Here is a 22,527-nt window from a genome sequence, read left to right as displayed (position 1 = left end):
GTTTAACTGACGATTTAGAATTCAGAACGACAGATGCCCTATCGATGTGTGTAACGCCTCACGTGGCTTTCCCGACTATACAGATGTGACGGGTGAGCAATCCTTCCGGTGAAAGCGCTGGTACTCGCCCCAGAGTTCACGTTGTTCATGCCGACCAAAGGGTGTCGGCGATGCCAAGGAGATCGCTATGCGTACCACCATTTCGCCCGAGAAAGTAAGCATCACAAACACGGCTGCGGGTTCTATTGGCCGCGGTCGTCGGATCTTCACCGCCGTCATCGCAGCCGGCGCGTTCGCCGGACTGTCCGGACTCGTCGCCCCGACCGCAAATGCACAGAACGTCGGCGGCCGCATCGGCGAGGAGTACGTCGCCGCGTCTGCGGCCAACGGGCAGTCGCCGCAGGGCTACTTCGGCCCGGCGACCACGCCCGAACTCGACGCCGCCCGCGGCGGCAAGTTCCAGAACTTCGAGAAGGACAAGGCCATCTACTGGCACCCGCTCGTCTCCGACGGTCGCGCCAACCAGGTCGGCGGCGCCATTCGAACCAAGTGGGGCGAGACCACCGCGAACGGCAGTGCTGGGTGGGAGTGGGGCCCGCTGATGTACCCCACGACCCGCGAGTGGTCCTCTCGTCCCTCGTCCGAGTCGGGCAAGGTCGCCCGCGGTAACCACTTCGAGGGCGGCACCGTGTACTGGGTACCGGAAGTGGGCACGTACGTGACCTGGGGTCTCGTGCGCGACGCATGGTGGAGGATCGGCGCGGAGGACAGCCGCCTCGGCCTGCCAACCTCGGACGAGCGCCGCCTGTCCACCGGCTGGGAGCAGGACTTCGAAGGAGGCGTCATCAACGTCGACCTTCGCGGCAACGTCACCATCATGGTCTACGGCCCGCGCGGCGAGCGCGAAGAGGTCCAAGGCCCGGTCGCGGTCCAGGACCTCGTTCCGGAGTAGTCGGGGAGCTCGTTAGCGGGGCAACTCGGTAACCGGGAAGCTCGGTAGCCAATTAGCTAGGCACCCCGATTCGCCCGCCGCGAGCGCTACGAGCGCATGCGGCGGGCGAACGCACGTCTGCGGGCGGCGATGCGCTCGGACCACTGCTCGGGCGTCACCATCTGCTCGGCGAAGTCGGGTAGTTCGGAGGCGATATCGGCGGCGTCCACGATGCGCGCGGTAGGTCCGGCGTCATCCGTGATGGGCGCCGACACCCGCTGCCAGCGGAACTGCATGATTCCCTCGGCGTGCCCCATCGTGTCGATCCAGTTCGCCACGCCCGGGTTATCAGCGGCGAGGACCATGTGGATCATGCCGCCGGTCGCATGCGCCTGCCGCGAGGTGAGCGAAGTCTGCCGATGCACGTAATCGAGCGAGATGTACCACGGGCTACCGAGCTGAAACCCCTGGTACGGCGCATCGGACACGGGAACCGAGACGATCATCGCCTGCCCGGGCGCGAGCGCGAACCGGCCCGCCGAGGAGTACTGCGTGGCGAGCCCGCCGGGGGTCAGCCGCGGCGCGCCGAACGTGTTGGGCTGCTGCTCGCCGAAGAACCATCCCGGGAACGCGAGCCACGTGTGCATGCGCGAGACCAGCGCCTTGCCTGCACGTTCGTAGAACTTCGCCATCGCCTCGGGTGTGACGTCGGACTTCGGGTTCTCTTCGCCGATCGTGTCCGTGCGCGTGAGCCAAATCCGCCCGGGCGTTTCTGATTCCCAGTCGGAGAAAACCTCGCGTATCGAGAGGATCGACGAGCCCTCGGCGAGGCCGAGGTAGCTCGGGTCCGCGGGCGAATCGTCGCCGCGCATCGGTCCCATCCGGAAAGAGAAGGAGCCGTCGTCGGCAATGTTCAGGTCGCGGTCGTCGAACGCGGTGGCGCTGCCGGCGACCTCGGAGGCCGAGTAGTTGCCCTGGAGGACCTGGAACGACAAATCGGTGGTCGTCCCTCGGACGCCTTCCACGAGATACTCGGCGCCATCGGCCAGGTTCGCGTGGTAGTAGATCGTGTCCGGGTTGTCGAGGCCCATCTTCGTGAACGGGCCCGTGGACTCGGATAGGAGAGGGAAGCAACGATCGGAATGCTGCCGCGATTGGATGACCGCGCGCACCGAACCCGCGAGGTAGTCAAGCCCCTCAGCGAGTATCTGCTCGCTGGTGCATAGCGGAGACGAGCGAAGTATGTGCTCGGCCTCGGCGATCGCGTCGGTGAGCGGCTTGGTGGCGGTGGTGTCGAGAGAGCGTGGTCGTGCCTCGTTGTCCGGTCCTTCGGTCATGATCGCCAGGCTAATGCGGTGCCAATAAATACGCGGAAGAAACCGGGGGAGTGGAACCATTGAATAGTACAGAGAAAGCTGTACTATCCGAGGGGTGTCGAATACTGTGACTCTCTCCCATACAGCGTCGGTGTCCCGGTTCGGGTATGCCCTCTCCGACGAGACCCGCGCCCGAATCCTGCTCGAGCTGCGCGGCGGGCCGGCGACCCCTTCCGAACTGCTCGACATCCTCGGGGTGTCCAAGCAGCTTCTCTCCAATCATCTTTCGTGCCTGCGCGGGTGCGGCCTCGTCGCGTCCGAGCGTCACGGGCGCCATATGCGCTATTCGCTCGCGGTTCCCGAACTCGGCGCCGCCCTCGGCTCACTGGTGCAGCTCGTGCTCGAGGTGGACCCGCACTGCTGCGAAAGTGCCGGCTGCGCAGAGAACGGGTGCACCTGCTCATGACGGCGCCGCACACACTTACCGATGGACGCCGCGAGGTACTTCGGCGCCGAATCCGATGGATCGTCGCCGCGACCATCACCTACAACGTCATCGAAGCGGTCATCGCGCTCCTCGCCGGGCGTGCCGCCACGTCGGCGGCCCTCGTGGGATTCGGGCTCGATTCGGCGGTGGAAGTGCTGTCCGCGGCGGCCGTCGCGTGGCAGTTCTCCGGCCGGGACCCTGAACGGCGAGAACGCGCCGCGCTCTATACCATCGCCCTGTCCTTTTTCGGTCTCGCCGCCTTCGTGACCGTCGACGCCGTGCGCTCGCTCGCGGGCGCGGGGGAAGCCGAGCATTCGACAGTCGGCATCGTCCTTGCCGCCGTGAGCTTCGCGATCATGCCCGCATTCTCCTGGTTCGAGCGGCGCACCGGCCGGGAACTCGGTTCGGCTACTGCGGTCGCGGACTCCAAGCAGACGCTGATCTGTGCGTATCTCTCCGGTGCCGTGCTCCTCGGGCTCGCGGCGAACTCGCTATTCGGGTGGGCGTGGGCCGACTCGGTCGCGGCGCTGGGGATCGCCGTGTTCGCCGTCCGCGAGGGCATCGAGGCCTGGTGGGGCGAGACGTGCGCGCAGCCGGTGTCCGCGCTTACCGGAGAAAGCGCCGGAAACGACTCCTGCTGCTGATGGCCCGAAGCGGGAACCCGGGCGGACTACGATGTGGGAATGATGACGATGGGAACCGTGGCGATCATTGTCGCGGCGATCCTCGTGGGCACGGTGCTGCAGCGGATTTCCGGAACCGGCGTGGGGCTCGTGGTGGCGCCGACGTTGTCGATTCTGCTCGGGCCGGCGCTCGGCGTGCTCGTGACGAACATGACGACTGTCGTGTCCGGCTTTCTCATCATGATCGCGGTGTGGTCGCGGATCGACTGGCGCCGCTTCTGGCTCATCGGGCCCGCGGCGATTCTCGGAGCGATTCCCGGCGCGCTCGTCGTCGGCGCGCTGCCGCCCGGCTGGCTGTCGATTCTCGTCGGCGCGATCGTCGTGTTCGCCCTGCTGGTCACCGTGGGGATGCGGACGTTGCCGCGGGTCGACGGGAACCCGATCGCTATGCTCAGCGGATTCGTTGGAGGCTTCTTCAACACGACCTCGGGCGTCGCGGCGCCGGTGATGGTCATCTATTCGCGCCTTGCCAGGTGGCAGCAGTTGCGCTTCGCCGCGACCTTGCAGCCGATCTTCATGACAATGGGCGCGGCGTCGGTGGCGAGCAAACTCGCGACCGGGGTGACCGCGGATGCCGGCGGCGCCGACCTCCATCTCGGCTGGCTCGCGCCCGGCGTCATCGCCACCGTGCTCGTGGGGATCGCCGTGGGCACGTGGCTCGGCACGCGCGTGCCGGTCGCCCAGGCGCGGAGGCTCGCGCTGCTGCTCGCCGCCCTCGGCGGTGTCGGCGCGATCGTGCGCGGGGCGCTCGAGGTCATCTAGCAAAGGTCGCCGCCGATTGTTCGCGGCAAAAGTGGGACGGTGCCGAACTCCGTGTGATTAGCTCGGGGTATTCGGCCTGGTGATCCGCGCCACATCCGATCGGTGTCCGCGCGCGGTGAGGCCGAATGTATCCGCGCCCACGATCCCAGGAGTGCCGACATGTCGACCACCACCGCCCCCAAAGACACAGAAGGCCGCGAACTCTCACCCGGCGCGCGGGAAAAAGGAGACGACAAGCCGACGCTCGTGCGCCGGATGATCGGTCTCGTCCTCGGCGTCGTCGGCGCGCTCGTCGTCTACTTCCTCATGCCGAGCGACCTCGAAATGTGGCCGCGCATCACGGCCGCAGTCGCCGTGCTCATGGCGGTGTGGTGGATGACGGAGGCCATCCCGATCCCCGCGACCGCGCTGCTCCCGTTGGTGCTGTTCCCGCTGCTCGTACCCGAAGGCGATTTCGGCTCGGGTGACGAGGCCGCCGGTGGCATCTCGGTCGATGACGTCGGCGCGAGCTACGGCAACAACATCATCTTCCTGTTCATGGGCGGATTCATGCTCGCCCTCGCCATGCAGAAATGGAACCTGCACCGGCGCATCGCATTACTCACGCTCCGGGCGATGGGGTCGAAACCGGCGAACCTCATCGCCGGGTTCATGATCTCCACCGGATTTATCTCGATGTGGGTGTCCAACACGGCAACGGCCGTGATGATGCTCCCCATCGGCATCTCCGTCCTCATGCTCGTCAACAAGGTGGTCAAGGAACAGAGTCCTGACGGCGGAGGACTCGAATCGCCGGACGTCGACCCTGCCGGCGGCGACGAAGATGGCGAAATCGGCATGTCGCAGGAAGCGGTGAAGTCGAAGTTCGGCACCGCCCTGATGCTCGGCATCGCCTACGCGGCCTCGATCGGCTCGGTGGGGACTATCATCGGCACCCCGCCGAACGCACTCCTCGTCGCCCACATGGACACAACACATGGTGTGTCGATCGGCTTCGGCCAGTGGATGCTCGTCGGCGTTCCCGTCGCCATCGTGATGCTCATCGCCGCCTGGCTCCTTCTGACCAAGGTGCTGTTCCGGCCCGAGATCGACGAGATCCCCGGCGGATCGGAGCTGATCAAAAACGAGCTCGACAAGCTCGGCCCGATGAGCTCGGGGGAGAAGCGCGTGCTCGCGATCTTCGTGCTCGCCGCGGTCGCGTGGATCGCGGTGCCCCTCGTCTCCGACTACCTCCTCGGCCTCGAGGACCCGTTCATCTCCGACGCGGGCATCGCGGTGTCCATCGCCGTGCTCCTGTTCCTCCTTCCCGGCGGCGCCGCGCGCGGGGTCCGCCTGCTCGACTGGGACTCGGCGGTCAAGCTGCCCTGGGGCGTGCTCCTTCTCTTCGGTGGCGGGCTCGCGCTGTCCTCGCAATTCTCGGATTCGGGGCTCTCCGAGTGGCTCGGTTCGCAGCTCGAGGGCCTCGCGGGCGTACCGATCTGGGTCATCGTGCTCATCCTGTGTGCCGGCATCCTGCTGCTCACGGAGATGACCTCGAACACAGCGACAGCAGCGACGTTCCTACCCGTGGCCTCCGGCGTGGCGATGGGCACCGGGATCGAGCCGCTGCTGCTCGCCGCTCCGCTCGCGCTGGCCGCGACCTGCGCGTTCATGCTTCCCGTCGGAACACCGCCGAACGCGATCGCCTACGGCTCCGGCTACGTCACCATCGGCCAGATGGTTCGCGGTGGCGTCTGGCTCAACGTCACCGCCGTCGTCGTCATCACAGCCGCCTCGCTGACGCTGCTCGTGTGGGTGTTCGGGCTCTCGCTCTAGCCCGCACCCTCGCCGGGGGCTCGGAAACTCCGCCGTCATGGGTGGGGAATGGGCAGTTTTGTGCCATTGACCGATGTGCGGCGCCCGGTCCTGCGATAATGAGCCGCGTCATTCGTGACTCAGGTCACCGGAAAGGGTTGATGGGTAGTGGGTACGACGTCGAAATGGGTGCGCGCGGTGCTTGGGCTCGGTGCGGCGGTGGCGATCGCGCTGCCGACTGCCGGGGTCGCCGGGGCGCAGGAAGTGCAGTGGCCGGAGCCGAGCGGGGTCGCCGGCGCGCCGGCACTGGAGGGCCAGGAACAATGCGCCCCTCCGGAACCCGGCGCCGGACCACAGACCGCGACGGCGGGAGACGTGGGCATCGACCAGGCGAAGCTCGATGAGGCCATCGCATTCGCCGCCTCGCGAATGCGGATCAATATCCAGGTCTACCGCAACAACTGCCTTATCGGGCGTGGGCCGCTCAATGACCACACCGACGACCTACGGTGGAACATCTGGTCATCGACCAAATCGGTGGTCGCGATGCTCGCGGGAATCGCCAACGGGCAGGGCAAGCTCGACCTCGACGCGCCTATTGGCCAGTACCTCGACGAGGGGCAGGGCGATGAGGCCCATCGCGCGATCACCGCGCGGAATCTGCTCACGCAGACCTCTGGGTTGCAGCAGTCGATCGTGTCCGAGGGTGTGCCGAGCGGACTCGACCTCGACCCTTCGATCGTCGAGCAGGCCCTCGCGCTTCCCGTGATCCACGAGCCGGGAACGTTCTTCGAGTACACCCAGCGCGGGCCGGACCTACTCGCCCATGTCATCGAAAAGGCGGTGGGGGAGGACCTGCAGGCCTTCGCACAGCGCGAGCTGTTCGACCCCATCGGCGTCGGTGCCGACCGCTACCACTGGTCGCGCGACCGCAGCGGAAACACGTACGGCTTCGCCGGGCTGTTTATTCCGCCCGTCGACTTCGCGCGGATCGGGATGCTGCTGTCCAACAACGGCGAATGGAACGGCAACCGGATCATTCCCGTCGACTACATGCGCCAGCTGCGCACGCCGTCGGAGACGAACGGTTGTTATGGCTACCTCACCTGGGTCAACGGTTCGCCGTGTACGCCCCCGACGCTGCCGTCGCGCAAGACCTTCGATATGTCGCCGTTCGCGGGGATGCCCGAGGACGCGTTCGCAACGGTCGGGGCGCTGCAGCAGAACAACTTCCTCATCCCCAGCCTCGGGATGCAGGTGACATGGAACGGCTTCCTCGGCGATGTCTCGCCGGACCCGAGCACGGTGCTCAGTGCAAACTCCAACAGCGAGCTCTACCGCGAATTCTTGCGCAAAATGCTCGCCGCCTACGAGGCGCCGAGTGTTCCGGACCCCGGAGCCTACGAACCGACGTTCAACCTCGATATCGACATTCCCAACCTCGCCAACCCCGACGTGTTCACCGCTCCATTCGGAATCGGGCCGATGGCGCCGGAGAACTGCGACGTCTTCTCGTGCGGCGAGGCGCCATTACGCCCCCCTCTTCAGGGGAACGAAGGCTGCTTTGTTATCGCCTGCCTTCCCAAGCAGGGGACCGGCTCCGCCTGATCGGCGCCGGATGAGGGCGAGACGGTCGACGGTAGGTCGTCGGTAAAAGTAAGCGATGGCGCCGACCAGAATTGGTCGGCGCCATCGCAATTTGTGCTGAGAATTCACCAGGGCGCCAAGGCCCACGTGCATCTACTCTGCGGGGGCGGTGGGCTCTTCGGGATCGGTGGGCTCTTCGCCCTCGTCGTCACCACCGGCGAGCGAACCGAGAGCACCGGCACCGAGCTCGACGCTGCCGCCGCTGATGCTGCCCGGCCCAACGGGGGCGATCGAACCGCCGGGGATCTTGTCGTTGATCTGATCGGCCACGACCTGCTTGTCGATGCCGAAGTTGACCTCGAGACCTTCCAGTCCGTCTGCCGTGCAGATGACCGCAGCGGCAGCGGGCTCCTCCGTTGGGTTGGTCGACGCCCACGTCACTTCTTCGCCAGCATCGACCGTGACACCGCCGCCGCCGAGCAGTGCCAAGGCTGCGGCGACGATACCTTCCTCTTCCGTTGCATCATGAGCTGCGGGGTCGCCGTCTTCGTCAGCATCCAGGACGGAAACATCGCCTCCATCTTGGATCTGGCCGAGAAGCTCGAGGGCGCCAAGGAGATCCGAAAGGTCGATAGCGTTGGGGTCGATGTCATTTTCTTCGATGGTCGAATAGGGCATCGTGAAGCCGACGCAGGACGTCGCGTCTTCACCCTCATTCGCGAATGTGACCGAAGGACCACCTTCTTCACTACCTGGTTCGACAGACACCGGGCCGTTGAGCGCCTGAGCTGCCAACTGAAGATCGCCCGCTGTGTCCTCCAGGTCGAGACCGAGGGAGCCCGAGCTCATCGAGCCGGTAGGAGCCTCGCCTTCGTCCTGCGCCGCGGCCACGCCCGCGCCGGCGGCGAGCATCCCGATGGCCACAGCTGCCGTCGACGTCGTTGCCGCAAACTTCTTCAACATAAAAAGCCTCCTGGAAAATGCGCCGCCCCGTGTGGGCCGCGCCCTCACATGCGAAATCCAGCGTGGCACAGGTCACAGTTATTTCGCCGCAAAAGATCGGCATTTATTTATATAGGCGTCCTAATGGGGGTGGAAGTATGCACCAATGGTGCAGTTCAGCCCCAATAAACACCATGCTTAACACAAGATTTATGTAGGTATGACGGCGGGAAGCGCATTCACCCGGTCGGTCCCTGCTCGGCGAGTGCCTGTCGAAATGCCATGACGGCCGGGTGGGTCTCGGCCCCCGCGCGAACCGCCGTCCACAACGTGCGCCGAGGCGAACCGGGAAGATCGATCACGTCCACGCCATCGACCCCGTCGCGAATGATCAGCTGGGGTGCCAGTGCGAGGGCATGGCCGCCGCGCACGAGGTGTGCCTGCAAGAACGGATCCGGCGTCGAATACCGTACGGACGGCTCGAATCCCGCGCTACGGCACAGGTCGCGCACCCAGCGGCCCATCACGTGCGCCTCGGGATCCACCGCGAGCGGTGCCTCCCGTAGCGCATCAAGCCCGCGCGGCAGTTCGGAGTATGGTCCCTTCCGCGGAAACAGCAAGTGCATCGTGTCCTGCCACAGCACCTCGACATCGAACCCTTCTGTCGGCACCTGCGGCACCCCGGGGTAGTCCTCGCCGATCACCACGTCGAAGCCGCGAGAGGCGAGGCCCTTGACGCCCTCTTCGATATCGCGCTGCGTCAGCTCCACTCGCAGGTCCGGGTGGCGGGCGCTCAACGTATCGAGCGCGGACGGAGTCGCCGCGGCGAGTACGGTCTGGAACCCTGCCACGCGAAGCGTTCCGCGCACGTCATCTGTAGAGTTCGCCAGCGCTGCCTCGGCCTCGTCGGCGAGCGCGAAAATCCGCCCCGCGTAGTCGGCGAGCACCTGCCCCTGCGTCGTGAGCCGCACATTCCGCCCGGCCCGTTCGAGCAGCCGGAATCCGGTGTCGCGTTCCAGGGTCTTGAGCTGTTGTGATACCGCCGAATGCGAATACGACAGCACCTCGGCCACCCGCGTCACCGTGCCGCGTTGCTGCAGCTCGAGGAGCATCTTCAGCCGTGTGAGATCCAGGTCCATACTTTCACCGCAATATGTAAGTAGAACTGACCAATACCGTCTATAAACTATCGCTAGATTAACCGATCGCGCCGCACCACACTGGGTGTCATGGCAGCAACCACCCTCGCGAACCCGCAGCGCGGCACCGGCGTCCTCCTTCTTGTCGGTTCGTGCTTCTCGCTCCAGCTCGGCGCCTCTGTCGCCCACGGACTGTTCCCGCACGCGAGTTCCTGGGGCGTCACCGCCGTGCGTCTCGCTGTCGCCGCGCTCATCCTCCTCGCGCTCTCGCGCCCGGCCATCCGCACCTGGGACCGCCAGACGTGGATCTCCGTCGCGCTCCTCGGCGTCACCCTCGGCGCAATGAACGGCTTTTTCTACGCCGCCATCGCCCGCCTACCGCTCGGCGTTGCCGTCACCATCGAATTCCTCGGCCCGCTCCTCCTCGCGGCCGCACTCTCGCGCCGCATTGCAGACATCGGCTGGGTCCTCCTGGCGTTCACCGGTATCGGCCTCCTCGGTCTCAATTCATTCATGACGTCGGACGTCCTCGATCCCATCGGCGTCGGGTTCGTGTTGTGCGCGGCCGCGATGTGGGCGTGCTACATCCTCGCAGGGGCGAAGGCGTCGAACACGGTGCCGGGAATGGGCGGCCTCGCGGTGGCCTTCGCCATCGGCGCCGCGGTCAACGCGGTCCCCGGCTTCTCCGGGGCCCGCACCATTCTCACCACGCCCGACCTGCTGTGGCCGGCTCTGCTCACCGGTCTGCTCGGCTCGCTGGTCCCGTACTCGCTGGAGTTCCTCGCCCTTCGCCGACTTCCGCGACCGGTGTTCGGCGTGCTCATGAGCCTCGAGCCGGTCTTCGCCGCGCTCGTCGGCTGGATCGTCCTCAGCCAGGATCTCTCCCCGCTGCAGTGGCTCGCGGTCGCTGCGGTCATCGCCGCAACCGTCGGCAACACACTCTCGTCCAGCGAGCGCAATTCGGGCACGACAGATGTAGAGAACGAAACGTCCATCGAAGTTACGAGCTCTCCGCAGGAAATGCAGTCGCGGGGGCACGAGAAATCCGCATTCGTAGACAGCGAGTCCCGTTAGATTACAAAGTTGCCGACCGCCAAGAGTTTGTTGTGCCCCGCATTTTTCCCGAATGGGAAACGAGAAAAGTGCGGCCATCCCTCGTGGGATAGCCGCACTATTCAGGCGCGTTTCTCGAGTCTTACTGGGAGCCGTACCGCGGTCGTCTCGCGAGTGTCCTACCGATTCGTTGCCAGCCTTGACGGCCACGAGTGGTCACGATACTCGCGACGATGAGCCCGAATACGAGGCCTTGGGAGATTGCCGTCCATGAATATGGAGTAGCGCCCCAGAACATCGGGACTCCGCTCCAGGCAATGGCTACCAGTAGTACGACGAGGAAGAACACGATTACCACCCCATTGCCGCGGACACGCCGCCGGAAACGCAAGATACCGCGAGGCCCCAGCCGATCTTTCCTCCAAGCCACTTGACAAACGTCCAATACGACACCCTGCGCTCGAGAATCTCCAGGATCGCGTCGTAACCAATCACGCCGCCGGCGCAGCCGGCGACTGCCTGGGCTGCGTTCTTCATGACCGAATCGCCACCTTCGGCGCGGAGCTCAGCACCTTGCTTGCTGGGCTGCTGTGGTTCGGTGAAGTCCGTGGGATTGTCTTGAACAGCGATCGATGTGCCACTAGAGTCCTTGGCTTTCACTGTCCCGTCATCGCTCAGTTCGAGCGCAGCGGTATCGGACGGGAGCGCGGGCAAGTTGTCGGACTTTCTGGCCTCGTTGAGCTTCGACAGCGTCTTCTCATCGATATCGACGGTGTCGGAATAGTGAGAGACGGTGTTCGAGGATGGTGCTGGCGCTGGCTTTGGTTGCGCTGCGGCTGCGCGGGAGCCGAGGGGAACGGTAAATGCGGCGATCACGAGCGTCGTTGCCGTCTTCCGAGTAAAGGTCACAGGTGGCCTTTCGTGTCCTGGCATGGTGTTTGCGCTGCCGAGAAGGGGGCGCGGCGAAAATTCATCTTCGTTTCGGGGTGAAAACTTAAACTGACGACAATGCGATTGAAAATAGGTATTACCGAACCGTTACATTGCAAGAATTGCTGTAGGCAAACGCTTACTCCTGGGGCTGCGGAAACAGAGAATGTTCTGTTTCTACTTATGTTGATGGGAATCCTTGAATAAGATTCTGTCGCGCGATTCAGTACGATATGGATTATTCGTTTGTGGCCAATTACTCAATTGCGTAAGCGCCGTGGGGCACACTGGCACTCGTGACCAAAGACGATGGGCGCCGGGAGCAGGTCGGCGGCGCCGCCGCGCCGGCCGACGAGCCGCTCGCGCGGCGCAACACCTGGGGCTTCGGCCTGGGAACCCTCGGCCGAGACATGGTGGCCGCGATGGTCACGATGTTCCTCATGGTCTACCTCACCGAGGTGCTCGACCTGACGAATTCCACGCTCGCCGCCGTCACCGTCGTGCTCGTCGTGCTACGCGTGTTCGACGCCGTCAACGATCCCGTCATGGGCCTCATCGTCGACAACACCCGCAGCCGATTCGGCAAGTTCAAGCCGTGGATCGCCGGCGGCGCGGTCGCATGGGCGCTCGGCACAGCGCTGCTGTTTACCGATTTCGGTCTCGAAGGCGCCGCGTTCGTCCTTGCGTTCACCGCCTGCTACCTCGTGTGGGAGATCGCCTACACCGTCAACGACATCTCGTACTACGGCATGGTTCCGGCGCTCTCGCGCAACCAGACCGAGCGCGAGAGGATCGGCGTCGTCGCCCGACTGTGCGCGAACATCGGCATGTTCGCGGTGGTCGTCGGCATCGTCCCGATCACGAATGTGCTGGAGGGCGCACTCGGCTCGGCCACGAGCGCCTGGCTGGTGTTCGCCGTTGCCATCAGCGTGATCATGCTCGCATTCCAGACGATCACGCTCGTCGCGACCCGCCAACGCGTAGGGACTGACTCGCCTCCGCCCACCCGGCTATCGGAGCTCTTCGCCGTCATCGCGCGTAACGACCAGCTCCTGTGGGTCACCGCCGCGATGTTCTTGTTCATGACCGGATTCACCGCAACCGCCGGGTTCGGGCTGTACTACTTCACCTACATTTACGGCGACGACGGCATGTACGCGGTCTTCGCCGCGATCCTCGGGGTGACCCAGATCGCGGGGCTGCTGTCATTCCCGCTCGTCGCGGCGAAGCTCAGCCGCCGGCAGGTGTTCACCCTCGCCTCGGGTGTGTGCGCGGTCGGGTACATCCTCTTCGCCTTCGCCGGCACCGAGGTAGTGCTCATCGGTGTCGCCGGGGTCGCGATCTTCTTTGCGCAGGCCTACATCCAGCTGCTCATCATGATGTTCATCGCCGACTGCGTCGAATACGGGCAGTGGAAGCTCGGCCGCCGCAACGAATCCGTCACCTTCTCTCTCCAGCCGTTCCTCTACAAGGCGGCGAGCGCGGCGGCAAGCGGCATCGTCGGGCTCACGCTCATCCTCTCCGGCATCAACGAGGCGGACGGGCCTGCGGACCTCGACTCCGGAGGGGTCGCGCTGTTCAAGTTCGCGATGTTCGGCGTGCCCGTCCTCGGTATCGCGGTCAGCTGGATCATGGTCCGGCGCAAGTACGTCCTCGACGAGGACACCTACGCTGGGGTCGTCGCCGATCTTCGCGAGCGCGAGAGGGCGGGCGGCGATGAATAACAACCCGAGCATCGGCGCGATCTACTCCAACCCCGTCGGGCGCGACGCCATCGACAAGGTCGTGCTCCAGCTCGGCCGCGACCGCCGCTGGGTGGATAACCCGCTCGTGCGCCGGCTTCCGCTGCGCGCCGTCGCGCGGCTCGCCAGGCCGGTGCTCGGCGAGGGTTTCGCCGACTCGCTGCTGCAGCTCCTACGCGACCACCCGGGCACACCTGCGCCGCGACTGCCCGCCGCCTCGGAGACCGAGACCGGCGATGGCCCGCCGCCGTGGTGGCATTCGGCCGTGTTCTATCAGGTCTATCCTCGCTCCTTCGCCGATTCGAACGGCGACGGCATCGGCGATCTCCCCGGCATCACCGCTCGCCTCGACTACCTCGCAGGCCTCGGCGTCGACTGCCTCTGGCTCTCGCCGATCTTCGACTCCCCGGGCGACGACGGCGGCTACGACATCCGCGACTACCGCGCCGTCGCCGCCGAATTCGGCACCCTCGACGACCTCGACGCGCTCATCGCCGCCTGCCACGAGCGCGGCATGCGCATCATCTTGGACCTCGTCGTCAACCACACGTCCGCCGAACATCCCTGGTTCCGCGCCGCCTGCGAAGACCCGGACGGACCGTACGGCGACTATTACTTCCTGCGCGACGACCCCGGCCCGGCCGGCAACCCCGCTCCCGACAGCGCCCCGCCAAACAACTGGACCTCGTTCTTCGGCGGCAGCGCGTGGCGCCCGCTCCCGGAGGCGAGGCGCTGGGCGCTCCACCTGTTCGCGCCCACCCAAATGGATCTCAACTGGGACACCCCGGCCGTCCGCGCCGAGGTCGCCGACATCGTGCGCTGGTGGCGCGGCCGCGGGATCGATGGCTTCCGCCTCGACGTCATCAACTACATCTCCAAGCGGCGCGGCCTTCCGGACGGGAATCCGGCGATCGGAAAACTTATCGGGTTCACCGGGATCGAGCACTACTTCTTCGGGCCGCGCCTGCACGCGTACCTGTCCGAGCTGCGCCGCAACGGCTTCACCCGCGGGGACTCAGATTCTCCGCCGTCATCCACCGTGCGGGAGCGGCGCGCGGACGGGAGCCTCGGGGACCGGCTGCCGCAGGACCGGGTCGGCGTGATGGTCGGGGAGACGCCCGGCGTCGGGGTGGAGATGGGCCGCTTGCTGACGGCGCACGAACCGCGCGCGCTCGACCTGACGTTCAACTTCGACGTTCTCGACGAACCCGGGCGCGTGCGCTGGGACGACTACCGCTACGACCTCGCGTACCTCAAGGACTTCTACCTCGACTACCTCGGTCGTCTCGGCGCTGGCGAGCGGATCGCGCTGTTCCTCGATAACCACGACAATCCGCGGATGCTGTCGAAGGTGCTCGGGGAGGATGCGGCCAATCCGGCGCTGCGCGCGGCCGCGGCGAAGGCTCTCGCCGCGATCCAGCTGCTGCTGCCCGGCGTGCCCTTCCTGTTCCAGGGGCAGGAGATCGGCGCCATCAACCAGGACTTTCGCGGCATCTCGGAATTGCACGATCTCGAGTCCCTCAACCGCTACGAGGAGCTTCGCGCCGCGGGAGCGAGCGCGGACGAGGCGTTCGCGCAGGTGTTACCTGGCGCGCGCGACCACGCCCGCGTGCCGATGCGCTGGGCGCCCGGGCCCGGGCACGACCACAGCTCCGGCGATGCCGCGCCGTGGCAGCCGGCGGCCGAGCGCTCGGCCGGGTTCACCGTCGCCGAGCAGGACGGAGACCCCGAGTCGGTGCTCGAATTCCACCGCGCGCTCATCCGCCTGCGGCGGGAAGAACCGGCGCTGACGTCGGAGGAGGTCGAATTCCTGCGGCCGCACTCGCGCGAATACTTCGCGTGGATCCGCCGCGATCCGGTGACCGGCACGGAGATCACGGTCGAGGTCAACCTCACGGCGGGGGATCGCGCGGCCCGGGGATCCGGGCACGTCCGACGTCATACTTACAGCCGATGCGGCAGGTGGCGGGCGCGGCGACGAGATGGCGCCATTCGAGGTCACGGTGTCGCGGCGAGGGTTGGTGGTACAGGGTTCGCCGAAATAGACAGAGCGGTCTACACTAGACAAGTCTGTCTATTGCAATTGGATTGGGAGGAAACGTGACGGCACCTGCCCAGGCCGCAACCCAAGAGCTCTCGCATCTCGATGCGTTGGAAGCCGAGTCGGTCCACATTTTTCGTGAGGTCGCTGCCCAGTTCGAGCGCCCCGGGATGCTTTTCTCCGGCGGCAAGGATTCGGTGGTGATGTTCCACCTGGCGCGGAAGGCCTTCTGGCCGGCGCCGATGCCGTTCCCCCTCATGCACGTCGACACCGGACACAACTTCGACGAGGTCATCGAATACCGCGACCGCGTCGTTGCCGAGACCGGAACGCGGCTCGTCGTCTCGAGCGTCCAGGACGATATCGACGCCGGCCGGGTCATCGAGGACACGAGCCCCGGTGCCTCACGTAACCGTCTGCAGACGGTGTCTTTGCTGCGCGGCATCCAGGAGAACCGCTTCGACGCGGTGTTCGGCGGCGCCCGCCGCGATGAGGAGAAGGCCCGCGCCAAGGAGCGCGTGTTCTCCTTCCGTGACGCGTTCGGCGCATGGGATCCGCGCGCCCAGCGCCCCGAGCTGTGGAGCCTCTACAACGGTAAGCACCGCCGCGGCGAGCACATCCGCGTTTTCCCGCTGTCCAACTGGACCGAGCTGGACATCTGGGAGTACATCGCCCGCGAGAACATCGACCTTCCGCCGATCTACTACGCGCACGAGCGCGAGGTGCTCGAGCGCGACGGCATGCTGCTCGCCAACACCCGCTTCCTCAAGCTGTTCGAGGGCGAGACCTTCCGCACCGAGACCGTCCGCTTCCGCACCGTCGGCGATGCGACGTGCACGGGCGCCGTCGAATCGACCGCGTCGACCAACGCCGAGGTCGTTGCCGAGGTCGCCGCGACGCGCATCACCGAGCGCGGCGCCACGCGCGCCGATGACCGCATCTCCGAGGCCGGGATGGAAGACCGCAAGAAGGAAGGCTATTTCTGATGACCACCACCGACATCGGAACGTCCCTCGCCCAGGTCGGGCTCGACGAGCAGGCCGACCTTCTGCGCATCGCCACGGCAGGCTCGGTCGACGACGGCAAGTCCACGCTCATCGGGCGGCTGCTGTTCGACTCGAAGGCTATTTTCGAGGACCAGCTCGCCTCGGTCGAGGCGACCTCGGAGAAGCGCGGCGACGAGTACACCGACCTCGCGTTGCTCACCGACGGCCTGCGCTCGGAGCGCGAGCAGGGCATCACGATCGACGTCGCCTACCGCTACTTCTCGACCCCGCGGCGCAAGTTCATCATCGCCGACACCCCGGGCCATGTGCAGTACACGCGCAACATGGTCACCGGCGCGTCGACGGCGGACGTCGCGATCATTCTCATCGACGCGCGCAAGGGCGTGCTCGAGCAGACCCGTCGCCACTCGTACCTGTCCTCGCTGCTGGGCATCCCGAACCTCGTGGTGTGCGTGAACAAGATGGACCTCGTCGACTACGACGAGGCCGTGTTCAACTCGATCCGAGCCGACTTCGACAAGTTCGCAGACAACCTCTCGGTCGGTCAGATCGATTTCGTCCCGATCAGCGCGCTCAAGGGCGACAACGTCGTCACCAAGGTTTCCGACATCCCGGGCTCGGCCGATGCGATGCCGTGGTACGAGGGCCCGACGATGCTCGACCTCCTCGAGACGATCCGCGTGGCGCACTCGGAGGCGGACGGCGAGTTCCGCTTCCCCGTGCAGTACGTGATCCGTCCGCAGCGCTCGGACGGGCTCGACCACCGCTCCTTCGCGGGGACCATCGCCGGCGGCGCCGTGTCCGAGGGTGACGAGATCGTCGTCCTCCCGAAGGGCCAGCGCTCCGCCGTCACCAAGATCTGGGCGCCGGGCGGCCGCGAAGTCGCCACCGCCAGGGCGGGCGAGGCCGTGACCATCGCGATCGCCGACGAGATCGACATCGTCCGCGGCGAGATGCTCGCCCACGCCGATGCGCAACCGAAGCGCGGCACCGAACTCTCGGCGACCGTGTGCTGGTTCGCCGACGACTCCGAGCTCACCGCCGGGCGCAATTACCTGCTCAAGCAGACCACGCGCGACACGCGCAGCGTCGTCACCTCGCTCGACTACCGACTCGACGTCAACACCCTCGCCACGGACTCCGCCGCCGAGACGCTCGCTCTCAACGAGATCGGCCGGGTCACGCTGCGCACGCAGTCCCCGCTCATGTACGACAAGTACGGCACGAACCGCGCCACGGGCGCGTTCATCCTCGTCGACGAGGTCACCGGCGACACCGTCGCCGCCGGGATGATCGAAGGCGCGGGCGAAACCGAATCCGGTGTCGTGTGGCATGCCGGGGCGGTCTCGTCCGGGGACCGCGCCGCGCTGCTCGGTTCTGACGGCGCACGTCGCACCATCTGGTTGACCGGACTCTCGGGCTCGGGCAAATCGTCGATCGCCACGGAATTGGAGAAGGCGCTGCTCTCCGCGGGGCACAACGCCTATGTGCTCGACGGCGACAATCTGCGCCACGGCCTCAATTCCGATCTCGGATTCAGCGAAGCCGACAGGACCGAGAACATCCGCCGCACCGCGGAGGTCGCGGCGCTGCTTACCGACGCCGGGGTCGTCGCGATCTGCGCGCTCATCTCGCCGCTCGAATCGCAGCGGGAGCTGGCGCGGCAGGCGCACGATCGTCTCGGCGTCGAGTTCACCGAGGTCTTCGTGGACACCCCGATCTCCGAGTGCGAAAAGCGCGACCCGAAGGGCATGTACGCGAAGGCGCGCGCCGGGGAGATCCAGAACTTCACCGGAGTGTCCGCACCCTACGAGGCGCCGCAGAACCCGGATCTGCACATCACCCCAGAGGTGGGCACCGCTGCAGAGGCGGCCGAGCGGATCATCGCCCGGCTCTTCAGTGACGACACCTCGACAGTGATCTAGCGCGTGTCGGGATCTCTTCTCTGATGGCCGAATTCCTGGCGAGCCAGGCGCCGATCCTCATGCTCGTGAGCCTGGGGATCGGCGTCGTCATCGGCCTCACCGGCATGGGCGGGGGCGCGCTCATGACGCCCGCGCTCGTGCTGCTCGGCATCCCGCCGACGGTCGCCGTCGCCAACGATCTCGTTGTCAACGCGGCGAACAAGATCGTCGGCGGGGCAGTCCACTTCAAGCGCGGGAAACCGAATCTCACAATCGCGATGTGGCTGGTCATCGGCTCGGTGCCGACAGCCTATTTCGGGGCGTGGCTCGTCCACGCGATCGGCGCGGACGATATCCAGGGCCTGCTCAAACACGCCATCGGCGTCACGCTTCTCGTCGCGTCCTCGGCCTACGTGCTGCGGGCGTTCCTCGGGCTCATCGGCAAGATCTCGTCGGGAACCGACGAGAACCCGCCCGTACGGATCGTGCCGACGCTCCTCGTGGGGCTCGTCGGCGGATTGATGGTCGGTGTCACCTCGGTCGGTTCGGGGACGCTCATCATGATGTGCATCATGCTGCTCTATCCGACGCTGGCGCCGCTGCGCCTAGTCGGTACCGACCTCGTGCAAGCCGTGCCACTCGTCATCGCCGCGGCGGTAGGCCACCTCATGGTCTCAGGCGTGGATTGGTCGCTCGTGTGGCCGCTGCTCATCGGCGGCACCATCGGCACATTCATCGGTTCCAGGCTCGCGCCGTGGATGCCTTCGGGGATCATCCGCCGCTCGATTGCGATCGTCCTCGCGCTCACCGGCATCGCCATGCTCGGAGCGCCGCCGGTCCTGCTCGCGTTTCTCGCCGCGGGGGCCGTACTGCTCGGCCCCGCCGCGTGGGGATGGGTGCGCCACGCCACCGGGCACGAGGCGTTCCCGATCGCGCACCATAGGCACGACAAAAAGGCCGCCGATGCCCGGCCCGTCGAGAGGGCCGACGGGCCGGACCCCGACTTCGTGATCTAGCCCCGCGGAGCAGGTGCGTCGTCGAGGCGCCCGGCGATGGAGCGACAGAACCCGAGGTACTGGGCGACGATGTCGTTCGGGTCGAGCGCCCCGCCGGGCCGGTACCAGTTCGCGATCGACACGCACAGCGAGGACACCGCACGGGCGGCGTCCACGGGGGAGGGGCAGTCGAATTCCCCCGACTCGTTCCCCTCGGCGATCGCCGAGCTGATCATCTCCTGCTCCTCATCGCGGGAGGCCACGTGTACCGCGCGGACCTCCGGGTTCATGCTGCGCATCTCGGTCGAGGCGACGAACGCATGCTGGCGCCTGGACAGGTGAAACAAGATCAGCGCGGTGACGATGTTGTCGAAACGCCCCGCCGGCGTGCCGTCCGAGTCCTCCGCGGCTGCCCGCGTGTGTGCCAATAGCTCGTCCATCGCCGCCCCGACGACCTTGTTGAGGAGCTCCTGCTTCGAGCGGTGGTGGTGGTATAGCCCTGGTACGGACAAGCCGGCGACGTCCGCGACCATTCGGATCGAGGTCCCGTGATAACCGTGCGCGGCGAAACATTCCAGCGCCGCACGTAGTGGTGCGTTGAGAGTGTCGTCGCCGAACTCGCGCCAATCGGCGGCCATGGAACCTCCTGTGAACGGTGCAGATACAGATACTACTCGGCGGGAGGAGTTGACTTTGTGCCGTGTCGTAGATCACACTGTCAGGGACCGAGCGATCGTTCGGTCGGGGGCGTCGGACGCGGATTTCGCACGAGGAGCTCCCTCCGTTTCCCGAGTAGGAGAGGCACCATGACGATCTCACTGTCCGCCGCAGACGAGAGCCGGGACGCGCCACGCGAAGCCGGTGCGGCACGCGCGTCCTCGCCCAGAACCGACATGAAGAGCAAACGGCGATCGCTTTTCGCCAGCGGCGTCGGCAACGTTCTCGAATGGTACGAGTGGAGCGCGTACGCGGTCTTCGCGCCATTCATCGCCGCAGTCATGTTCAACCCGGACAATCAGGTCTCCGCGCTCTTGTCGACCTTCGCGGTATTCGCGGTCGGGTTCCTCATGCGCCCGCTCGGTGGCATCGTCTTCGGCCGGATCGCCGACAAGAAGGGCCGCAAGTTCGTCCTGGTGACGACGATGATGCTCATGGCCACGGGCTCGCTCATCATCGGCGTCATGCCCACGTACGAATCCGTGGGCGTGTTCGCCTCGGCGATCTTGCTCTTCGCGCGTGTCCTCCAGGGCTTCGCGCACGGTGGCGAATCCGCTACGGCCTATTCCTACGTCGGCGAAATCGCCCCGCCGAACCGCCGCGGAATGTGGGGTTCGGTCACGTTCATCGCGATCTTCGGTGGCTCCGTCCTCGCCTATACGCTTGGCGGCGCGATCACCTCGACCCTGTCGGAATCCGCGGTCGGAGAATGGGGCTGGCGCATCCCGTTCCTTCTCGGGGCGGTTCTCGCGCTCGTCGCGCTCTACATCCGTCGCAACATGGAGGAGTCCGACGTCTTCCACGAGGAGGACACCGCCGACGCTCCCGAACCGGTCGACAAGAAGGTCCTCGCCAAGGCGATCCTGCTCATGATCGGCATGACCTCGGGAATCACCGCCGCCCACTACACGTGGTCGTCGTACATCTCGACCTTTGCGATTACCGAAAAGGGGATGGACCCCGATACCGCGTACTGGGCGCTCGTTTTCGCCCAGGTCATCGCGATCGTCTCGTTGCCGCTGTTCGGCAGGCTGTCCGACAGCATCGGGCGACGTCCCATGCTCGGCTTTTTCGCGATCGCGATGGCGGCGCTGCAGTTCCCGCTCACGGCGATGATTACCGACGCCGGGTGGACCCTTCTCCTCGCCACGACCGTCGCCTTGCTCATCATCTCCGTCCCCGCGTGCATCCTGTCCGCGACGTTGTCGGAAGCGTTTCCCACCCGCGTTCGCACGGCCGGAATCGGATTCGCCTACTCGTTCTCGGTCGCCGTCTTCGGTGGCACCGCGCCGTACCTCAATCAGCTGTTCACCAACCACGACGTCGGGTGGATCTTCCACGTCTACGTCATCATCTTGTCCCTCGCCACGGGCGTCGCGTGCCTCATCATGAAGGAAACCCGTGGCGCCAACCTCAAGGAAAGGTAGGCGCTCATGACCTCGACCACGCACCAAGAGCACCGCGCAGAAGAGCTCATCGCCCATGACGTCGTGGGACGCAGAATTGCCGCCGCCACCGGCCGCGAGGAATGGTCGACGTTCTCCGCCGAGTTGATCTCCGGCGGGAAGTCGAACCTCACCTTTGCCCTCAGCAGCGCGGCGGGCGAGCTCATCCTGCGTCGCCCACCGACCGGCACCCTCCTCCCCAGCGCACACGACATGGCCAGGGAGGCGACGATCCAACAAGGCCTGCGTGACGGCGCCGTTCCCGTTCCCGATATCGCCGTCGTCGATGCCGCCGGCGAGGATCTCGGAGTCCCGTATTACGTGATGGAGAAGGTTCCCGGTCACGTGATCCGCGACGAGCTTCCGGCCGGGTACGCCGAGTCCGACTCCGACAAGGTCGCCATGGCCGACGCCATGGCCGACACACTCGCCGCGCTCCACATGACCGATCCGGACACCGCCGGCCTCGGCGACCTCGGCAAGCGGACGGGCTATCTCGACCGGCAGCTGCGCCGCTGGCTCGGGCAATCGGAGAAGGCGGCCGAGTCCGTTCGCGCGCCGCAGCTCCCCGTCCTCGCCGCGGAATTGCGGGCGTCGATGCCCGCGGAGCGTACGGCGCGCATCACCCACGGCGATTTCCGCATGGACAACTGCGTATTCGACACCCGAAACCCGGGGCGGATCCGCGCGATTCTCGACTGGGAGCTGTCGACCCTCGGCGATCCGGTCGCAGATCTCGCCCTCTCGCTGTTGTACTGGGGAGACCGGCAGTGGCCGCAGGCCCCGCTCGTCCCGTCGCTGACCCGCGAACCGGGCTGGCCAGGCGCCCGCCATTTCCAGGACCGATATTGCTCCGCGACCGGCACCGACGCCGAATCGCTCGACTGGTACCTCGCATTCTCGGCCTTCAAGTTCGCCGCGATCGCGCAGGGCGTCGCCACAAGGGCCGAAGCCGGAGACATGGCGGGGCAGCACTTCGGCGACCTCGGCGGGCAGATCCGTGAGCTCGTCGACCTCGGCCGCTCGATGCTGTAACTGCACACCCCAACCAC

Annotated in this window: 19 protein-coding genes; 14 read left to right on the top strand and 5 right to left on the bottom strand. The window is 66.1% G+C overall.

Annotated features, from left to right (window positions below; translation table 11 throughout):
• Positions 1–187: 187 nt before the first annotated feature.
• Positions 188–952, top strand: coding sequence for an LGFP repeat-containing protein (locus BJL86_RS12955; protein WP_067475602.1), 765 nt, complete (start codon positions 188–190; stop codon positions 950–952).
• Positions 953–1,038: 86 nt separating this feature from the next.
• Here the strand turns inward: BJL86_RS12955 and BJL86_RS12950 are convergent, their stop codons facing one another.
• Entirely contained in the window at positions 1,039–2,268 is a 1,230-nt protein-coding gene (locus BJL86_RS12950; protein WP_067475599.1) for a hypothetical protein, read from the bottom strand.
• Between the two features lie 94 nt (positions 2,269–2,362).
• Between BJL86_RS12950 and BJL86_RS12945 the strand changes: the two genes are divergently transcribed.
• The 5 genes from BJL86_RS12945 (at position 2,363) to BJL86_RS12925 (ending at position 7,581) form a co-directional block, all read left to right on the top strand.
• Positions 2,363–2,713, top strand: coding sequence for an ArsR/SmtB family transcription factor (locus BJL86_RS12945; RefSeq protein WP_075845010.1), 351 nt, complete (start codon positions 2,363–2,365; stop codon positions 2,711–2,713).
• Positions 2,710–3,378, top strand: coding sequence for a cation diffusion facilitator family transporter (locus BJL86_RS12940; protein ID WP_067475654.1), 669 nt, complete (start codon positions 2,710–2,712; stop codon positions 3,376–3,378). Before BJL86_RS12945 ends, BJL86_RS12940 begins: the two co-directional genes overlap by 4 nt.
• A gap of 39 nt (positions 3,379–3,417) precedes the next feature.
• The gene (locus BJL86_RS12935) at positions 3,418–4,179 is read left to right on the top strand and encodes a sulfite exporter TauE/SafE family protein (protein WP_231887244.1); all 762 of its coding nucleotides are present in this window, start codon (positions 3,418–3,420) and stop codon (positions 4,177–4,179) included.
• Between the two features lie 159 nt (positions 4,180–4,338).
• Positions 4,339–5,994 carry an SLC13 family permease gene (locus BJL86_RS12930; RefSeq protein ID WP_067475594.1) on the top strand — a complete coding sequence of 552 codons (1,656 nt, stop codon included), beginning with the start codon at positions 4,339–4,341 and terminating at the stop codon, positions 5,992–5,994.
• Positions 5,995–6,141: 147 nt separating this feature from the next.
• A complete protein-coding gene (locus tag BJL86_RS12925) occupies positions 6,142–7,581 on the top strand; it encodes a serine hydrolase domain-containing protein (protein WP_231887243.1) in 1,440 nt (479 codons plus the stop codon).
• 132 nt (positions 7,582–7,713) lie between these two features.
• Here the strand turns inward: BJL86_RS12925 and BJL86_RS12920 are convergent, their stop codons facing one another.
• Positions 7,714–8,523, bottom strand: a complete 810-nt coding sequence (locus BJL86_RS12920) for a hypothetical protein (protein ID WP_067475591.1) — start codon at positions 8,521–8,523, stop codon at positions 7,714–7,716.
• A 218-nt stretch (positions 8,524–8,741) separates the two neighbouring features.
• Positions 8,742–9,641, bottom strand: coding sequence for a LysR family transcriptional regulator (locus BJL86_RS12915; protein WP_067475588.1), 900 nt, complete (start codon positions 9,639–9,641; stop codon positions 8,742–8,744).
• A gap of 90 nt (positions 9,642–9,731) precedes the next feature.
• Between BJL86_RS12915 and BJL86_RS12910 the strand changes: the two genes are divergently transcribed.
• A complete protein-coding gene (locus BJL86_RS12910) occupies positions 9,732–10,715 on the top strand; it encodes an EamA family transporter (RefSeq protein WP_067475586.1) in 984 nt (327 codons plus the stop codon).
• Between the two features lie 330 nt (positions 10,716–11,045).
• Here the strand turns inward: BJL86_RS12910 and BJL86_RS12905 are convergent, their stop codons facing one another.
• Positions 11,046–11,603: a hypothetical protein gene (locus BJL86_RS12905; RefSeq protein ID WP_067475584.1), complete on the bottom strand. Its 558-nt coding sequence runs from the start codon at positions 11,601–11,603 to the stop codon at positions 11,046–11,048.
• A 317-nt stretch (positions 11,604–11,920) separates the two neighbouring features.
• Between BJL86_RS12905 and BJL86_RS12900 the strand changes: the two genes are divergently transcribed.
• From BJL86_RS12900 to BJL86_RS12880, 5 genes are read left to right on the top strand one after another with little or no spacing between them, the layout of a single operon-like run.
• Positions 11,921–13,348, top strand: coding sequence for a glycoside-pentoside-hexuronide (GPH):cation symporter (locus BJL86_RS12900; RefSeq protein WP_197487606.1), 1,428 nt, complete (start codon positions 11,921–11,923; stop codon positions 13,346–13,348).
• Positions 13,341–15,470, top strand: coding sequence for an alpha-amylase family glycosyl hydrolase (locus BJL86_RS12895; RefSeq protein WP_075845008.1), 2,130 nt, complete (start codon positions 13,341–13,343; stop codon positions 15,468–15,470). The genes BJL86_RS12900 and BJL86_RS12895 overlap by 8 nt, the downstream gene beginning before the upstream one ends.
• A complete protein-coding gene (gene cysD, locus BJL86_RS12890; RefSeq protein ID WP_197487597.1) occupies positions 15,467–16,393 on the top strand; it encodes a sulfate adenylyltransferase subunit CysD in 927 nt (308 codons plus the stop codon). The genes BJL86_RS12895 and cysD overlap by 4 nt, the downstream gene beginning before the upstream one ends.
• Positions 16,393–18,339 (top strand): adenylyl-sulfate kinase, encoded by a 1,947-nt coding sequence (gene cysC, locus BJL86_RS12885; protein ID WP_067475214.1) that lies wholly within the window; start codon positions 16,393–16,395, stop codon positions 18,337–18,339. Before cysD ends, cysC begins: the two co-directional genes overlap by 1 nt.
• Positions 18,340–18,362: 23 nt before the next feature.
• Positions 18,363–19,334: a sulfite exporter TauE/SafE family protein gene (locus BJL86_RS12880; protein ID WP_075845007.1), complete on the top strand. Its 972-nt coding sequence runs from the start codon at positions 18,363–18,365 to the stop codon at positions 19,332–19,334.
• On the opposite strand, the gene BJL86_RS12875 is transcribed toward BJL86_RS12880, so the two are convergent.
• Positions 19,331–19,951, bottom strand: coding sequence for a TetR/AcrR family transcriptional regulator (locus BJL86_RS12875; RefSeq protein ID WP_067475212.1), 621 nt, complete (start codon positions 19,949–19,951; stop codon positions 19,331–19,333). The two genes, BJL86_RS12880 and BJL86_RS12875, sit on opposite strands and share 4 nt — an antisense overlap.
• Positions 19,952–20,206: 255 nt before the next feature.
• Between BJL86_RS12875 and BJL86_RS12870 the strand changes: the two genes are divergently transcribed.
• The gene (locus BJL86_RS12870) at positions 20,207–21,457 is read left to right on the top strand and encodes an MFS transporter (protein WP_067475218.1); all 1,251 of its coding nucleotides are present in this window, start codon (positions 20,207–20,209) and stop codon (positions 21,455–21,457) included.
• A 6-nt stretch (positions 21,458–21,463) separates the two neighbouring features.
• Positions 21,464–22,510, top strand: coding sequence for a phosphotransferase family protein (locus BJL86_RS12865; protein WP_075845006.1), 1,047 nt, complete (start codon positions 21,464–21,466; stop codon positions 22,508–22,510).
• Positions 22,511–22,527 lie beyond the last annotated feature (17 nt).

Source organism: Dietzia timorensis, from assembly GCF_001659785.1.
Classification (GTDB): Bacteria; Actinomycetota; Actinomycetes; order Mycobacteriales; family Mycobacteriaceae; genus Dietzia; species Dietzia timorensis.
Note: the sequence above shows the minus strand (reverse complement) of the source record. Positions and strands in the feature narration are given on the sequence as shown.

What these genes read in the sequence shown, in the direction of transcription:
- BJL86_RS12955 (WP_067475602.1), top strand. Translation starts at nt 188, where the DNA reads ATGCGTACCACCATTTCGCCCGAGAAAGTAAGCATCACAAACACGGCT.
- BJL86_RS12950 (WP_067475599.1), bottom strand. Translation starts at nt 2,268, where the DNA reads ATGACCGAAGGACCGGACAACGAGGCACGACCACGCTCTCTCGACACC.
- BJL86_RS12940 (WP_067475654.1), top strand. Translation starts at nt 2,710, where the DNA reads ATGACGGCGCCGCACACACTTACCGATGGACGCCGCGAGGTACTTCGG.
- BJL86_RS12935 (WP_231887244.1), top strand. Translation starts at nt 3,418, where the DNA reads ATGATGACGATGGGAACCGTGGCGATCATTGTCGCGGCGATCCTCGTG.
- BJL86_RS12930 (WP_067475594.1), top strand. Translation starts at nt 4,339, where the DNA reads ATGTCGACCACCACCGCCCCCAAAGACACAGAAGGCCGCGAACTCTCA.
- BJL86_RS12920 (WP_067475591.1), bottom strand. Translation starts at nt 8,523, where the DNA reads ATGTTGAAGAAGTTTGCGGCAACGACGTCGACGGCAGCTGTGGCCATC.
- BJL86_RS12915 (WP_067475588.1), bottom strand. Translation starts at nt 9,641, where the DNA reads ATGGACCTGGATCTCACACGGCTGAAGATGCTCCTCGAGCTGCAGCAA.
- BJL86_RS12910 (WP_067475586.1), top strand. Translation starts at nt 9,732, where the DNA reads ATGGCAGCAACCACCCTCGCGAACCCGCAGCGCGGCACCGGCGTCCTC.
- BJL86_RS12895 (WP_075845008.1), top strand. Translation starts at nt 13,341, where the DNA reads ATGAATAACAACCCGAGCATCGGCGCGATCTACTCCAACCCCGTCGGG.
- cysC (WP_067475214.1), top strand. Translation starts at nt 16,393, where the DNA reads ATGACCACCACCGACATCGGAACGTCCCTCGCCCAGGTCGGGCTCGAC.
- BJL86_RS12880 (WP_075845007.1), top strand. Translation starts at nt 18,363, where the DNA reads ATGGCCGAATTCCTGGCGAGCCAGGCGCCGATCCTCATGCTCGTGAGC.
- BJL86_RS12875 (WP_067475212.1), bottom strand. Translation starts at nt 19,951, where the DNA reads ATGGCCGCCGATTGGCGCGAGTTCGGCGACGACACTCTCAACGCACCA.
- BJL86_RS12870 (WP_067475218.1), top strand. Translation starts at nt 20,207, where the DNA reads ATGAAGAGCAAACGGCGATCGCTTTTCGCCAGCGGCGTCGGCAACGTT.
- BJL86_RS12865 (WP_075845006.1), top strand. Translation starts at nt 21,464, where the DNA reads ATGACCTCGACCACGCACCAAGAGCACCGCGCAGAAGAGCTCATCGCC.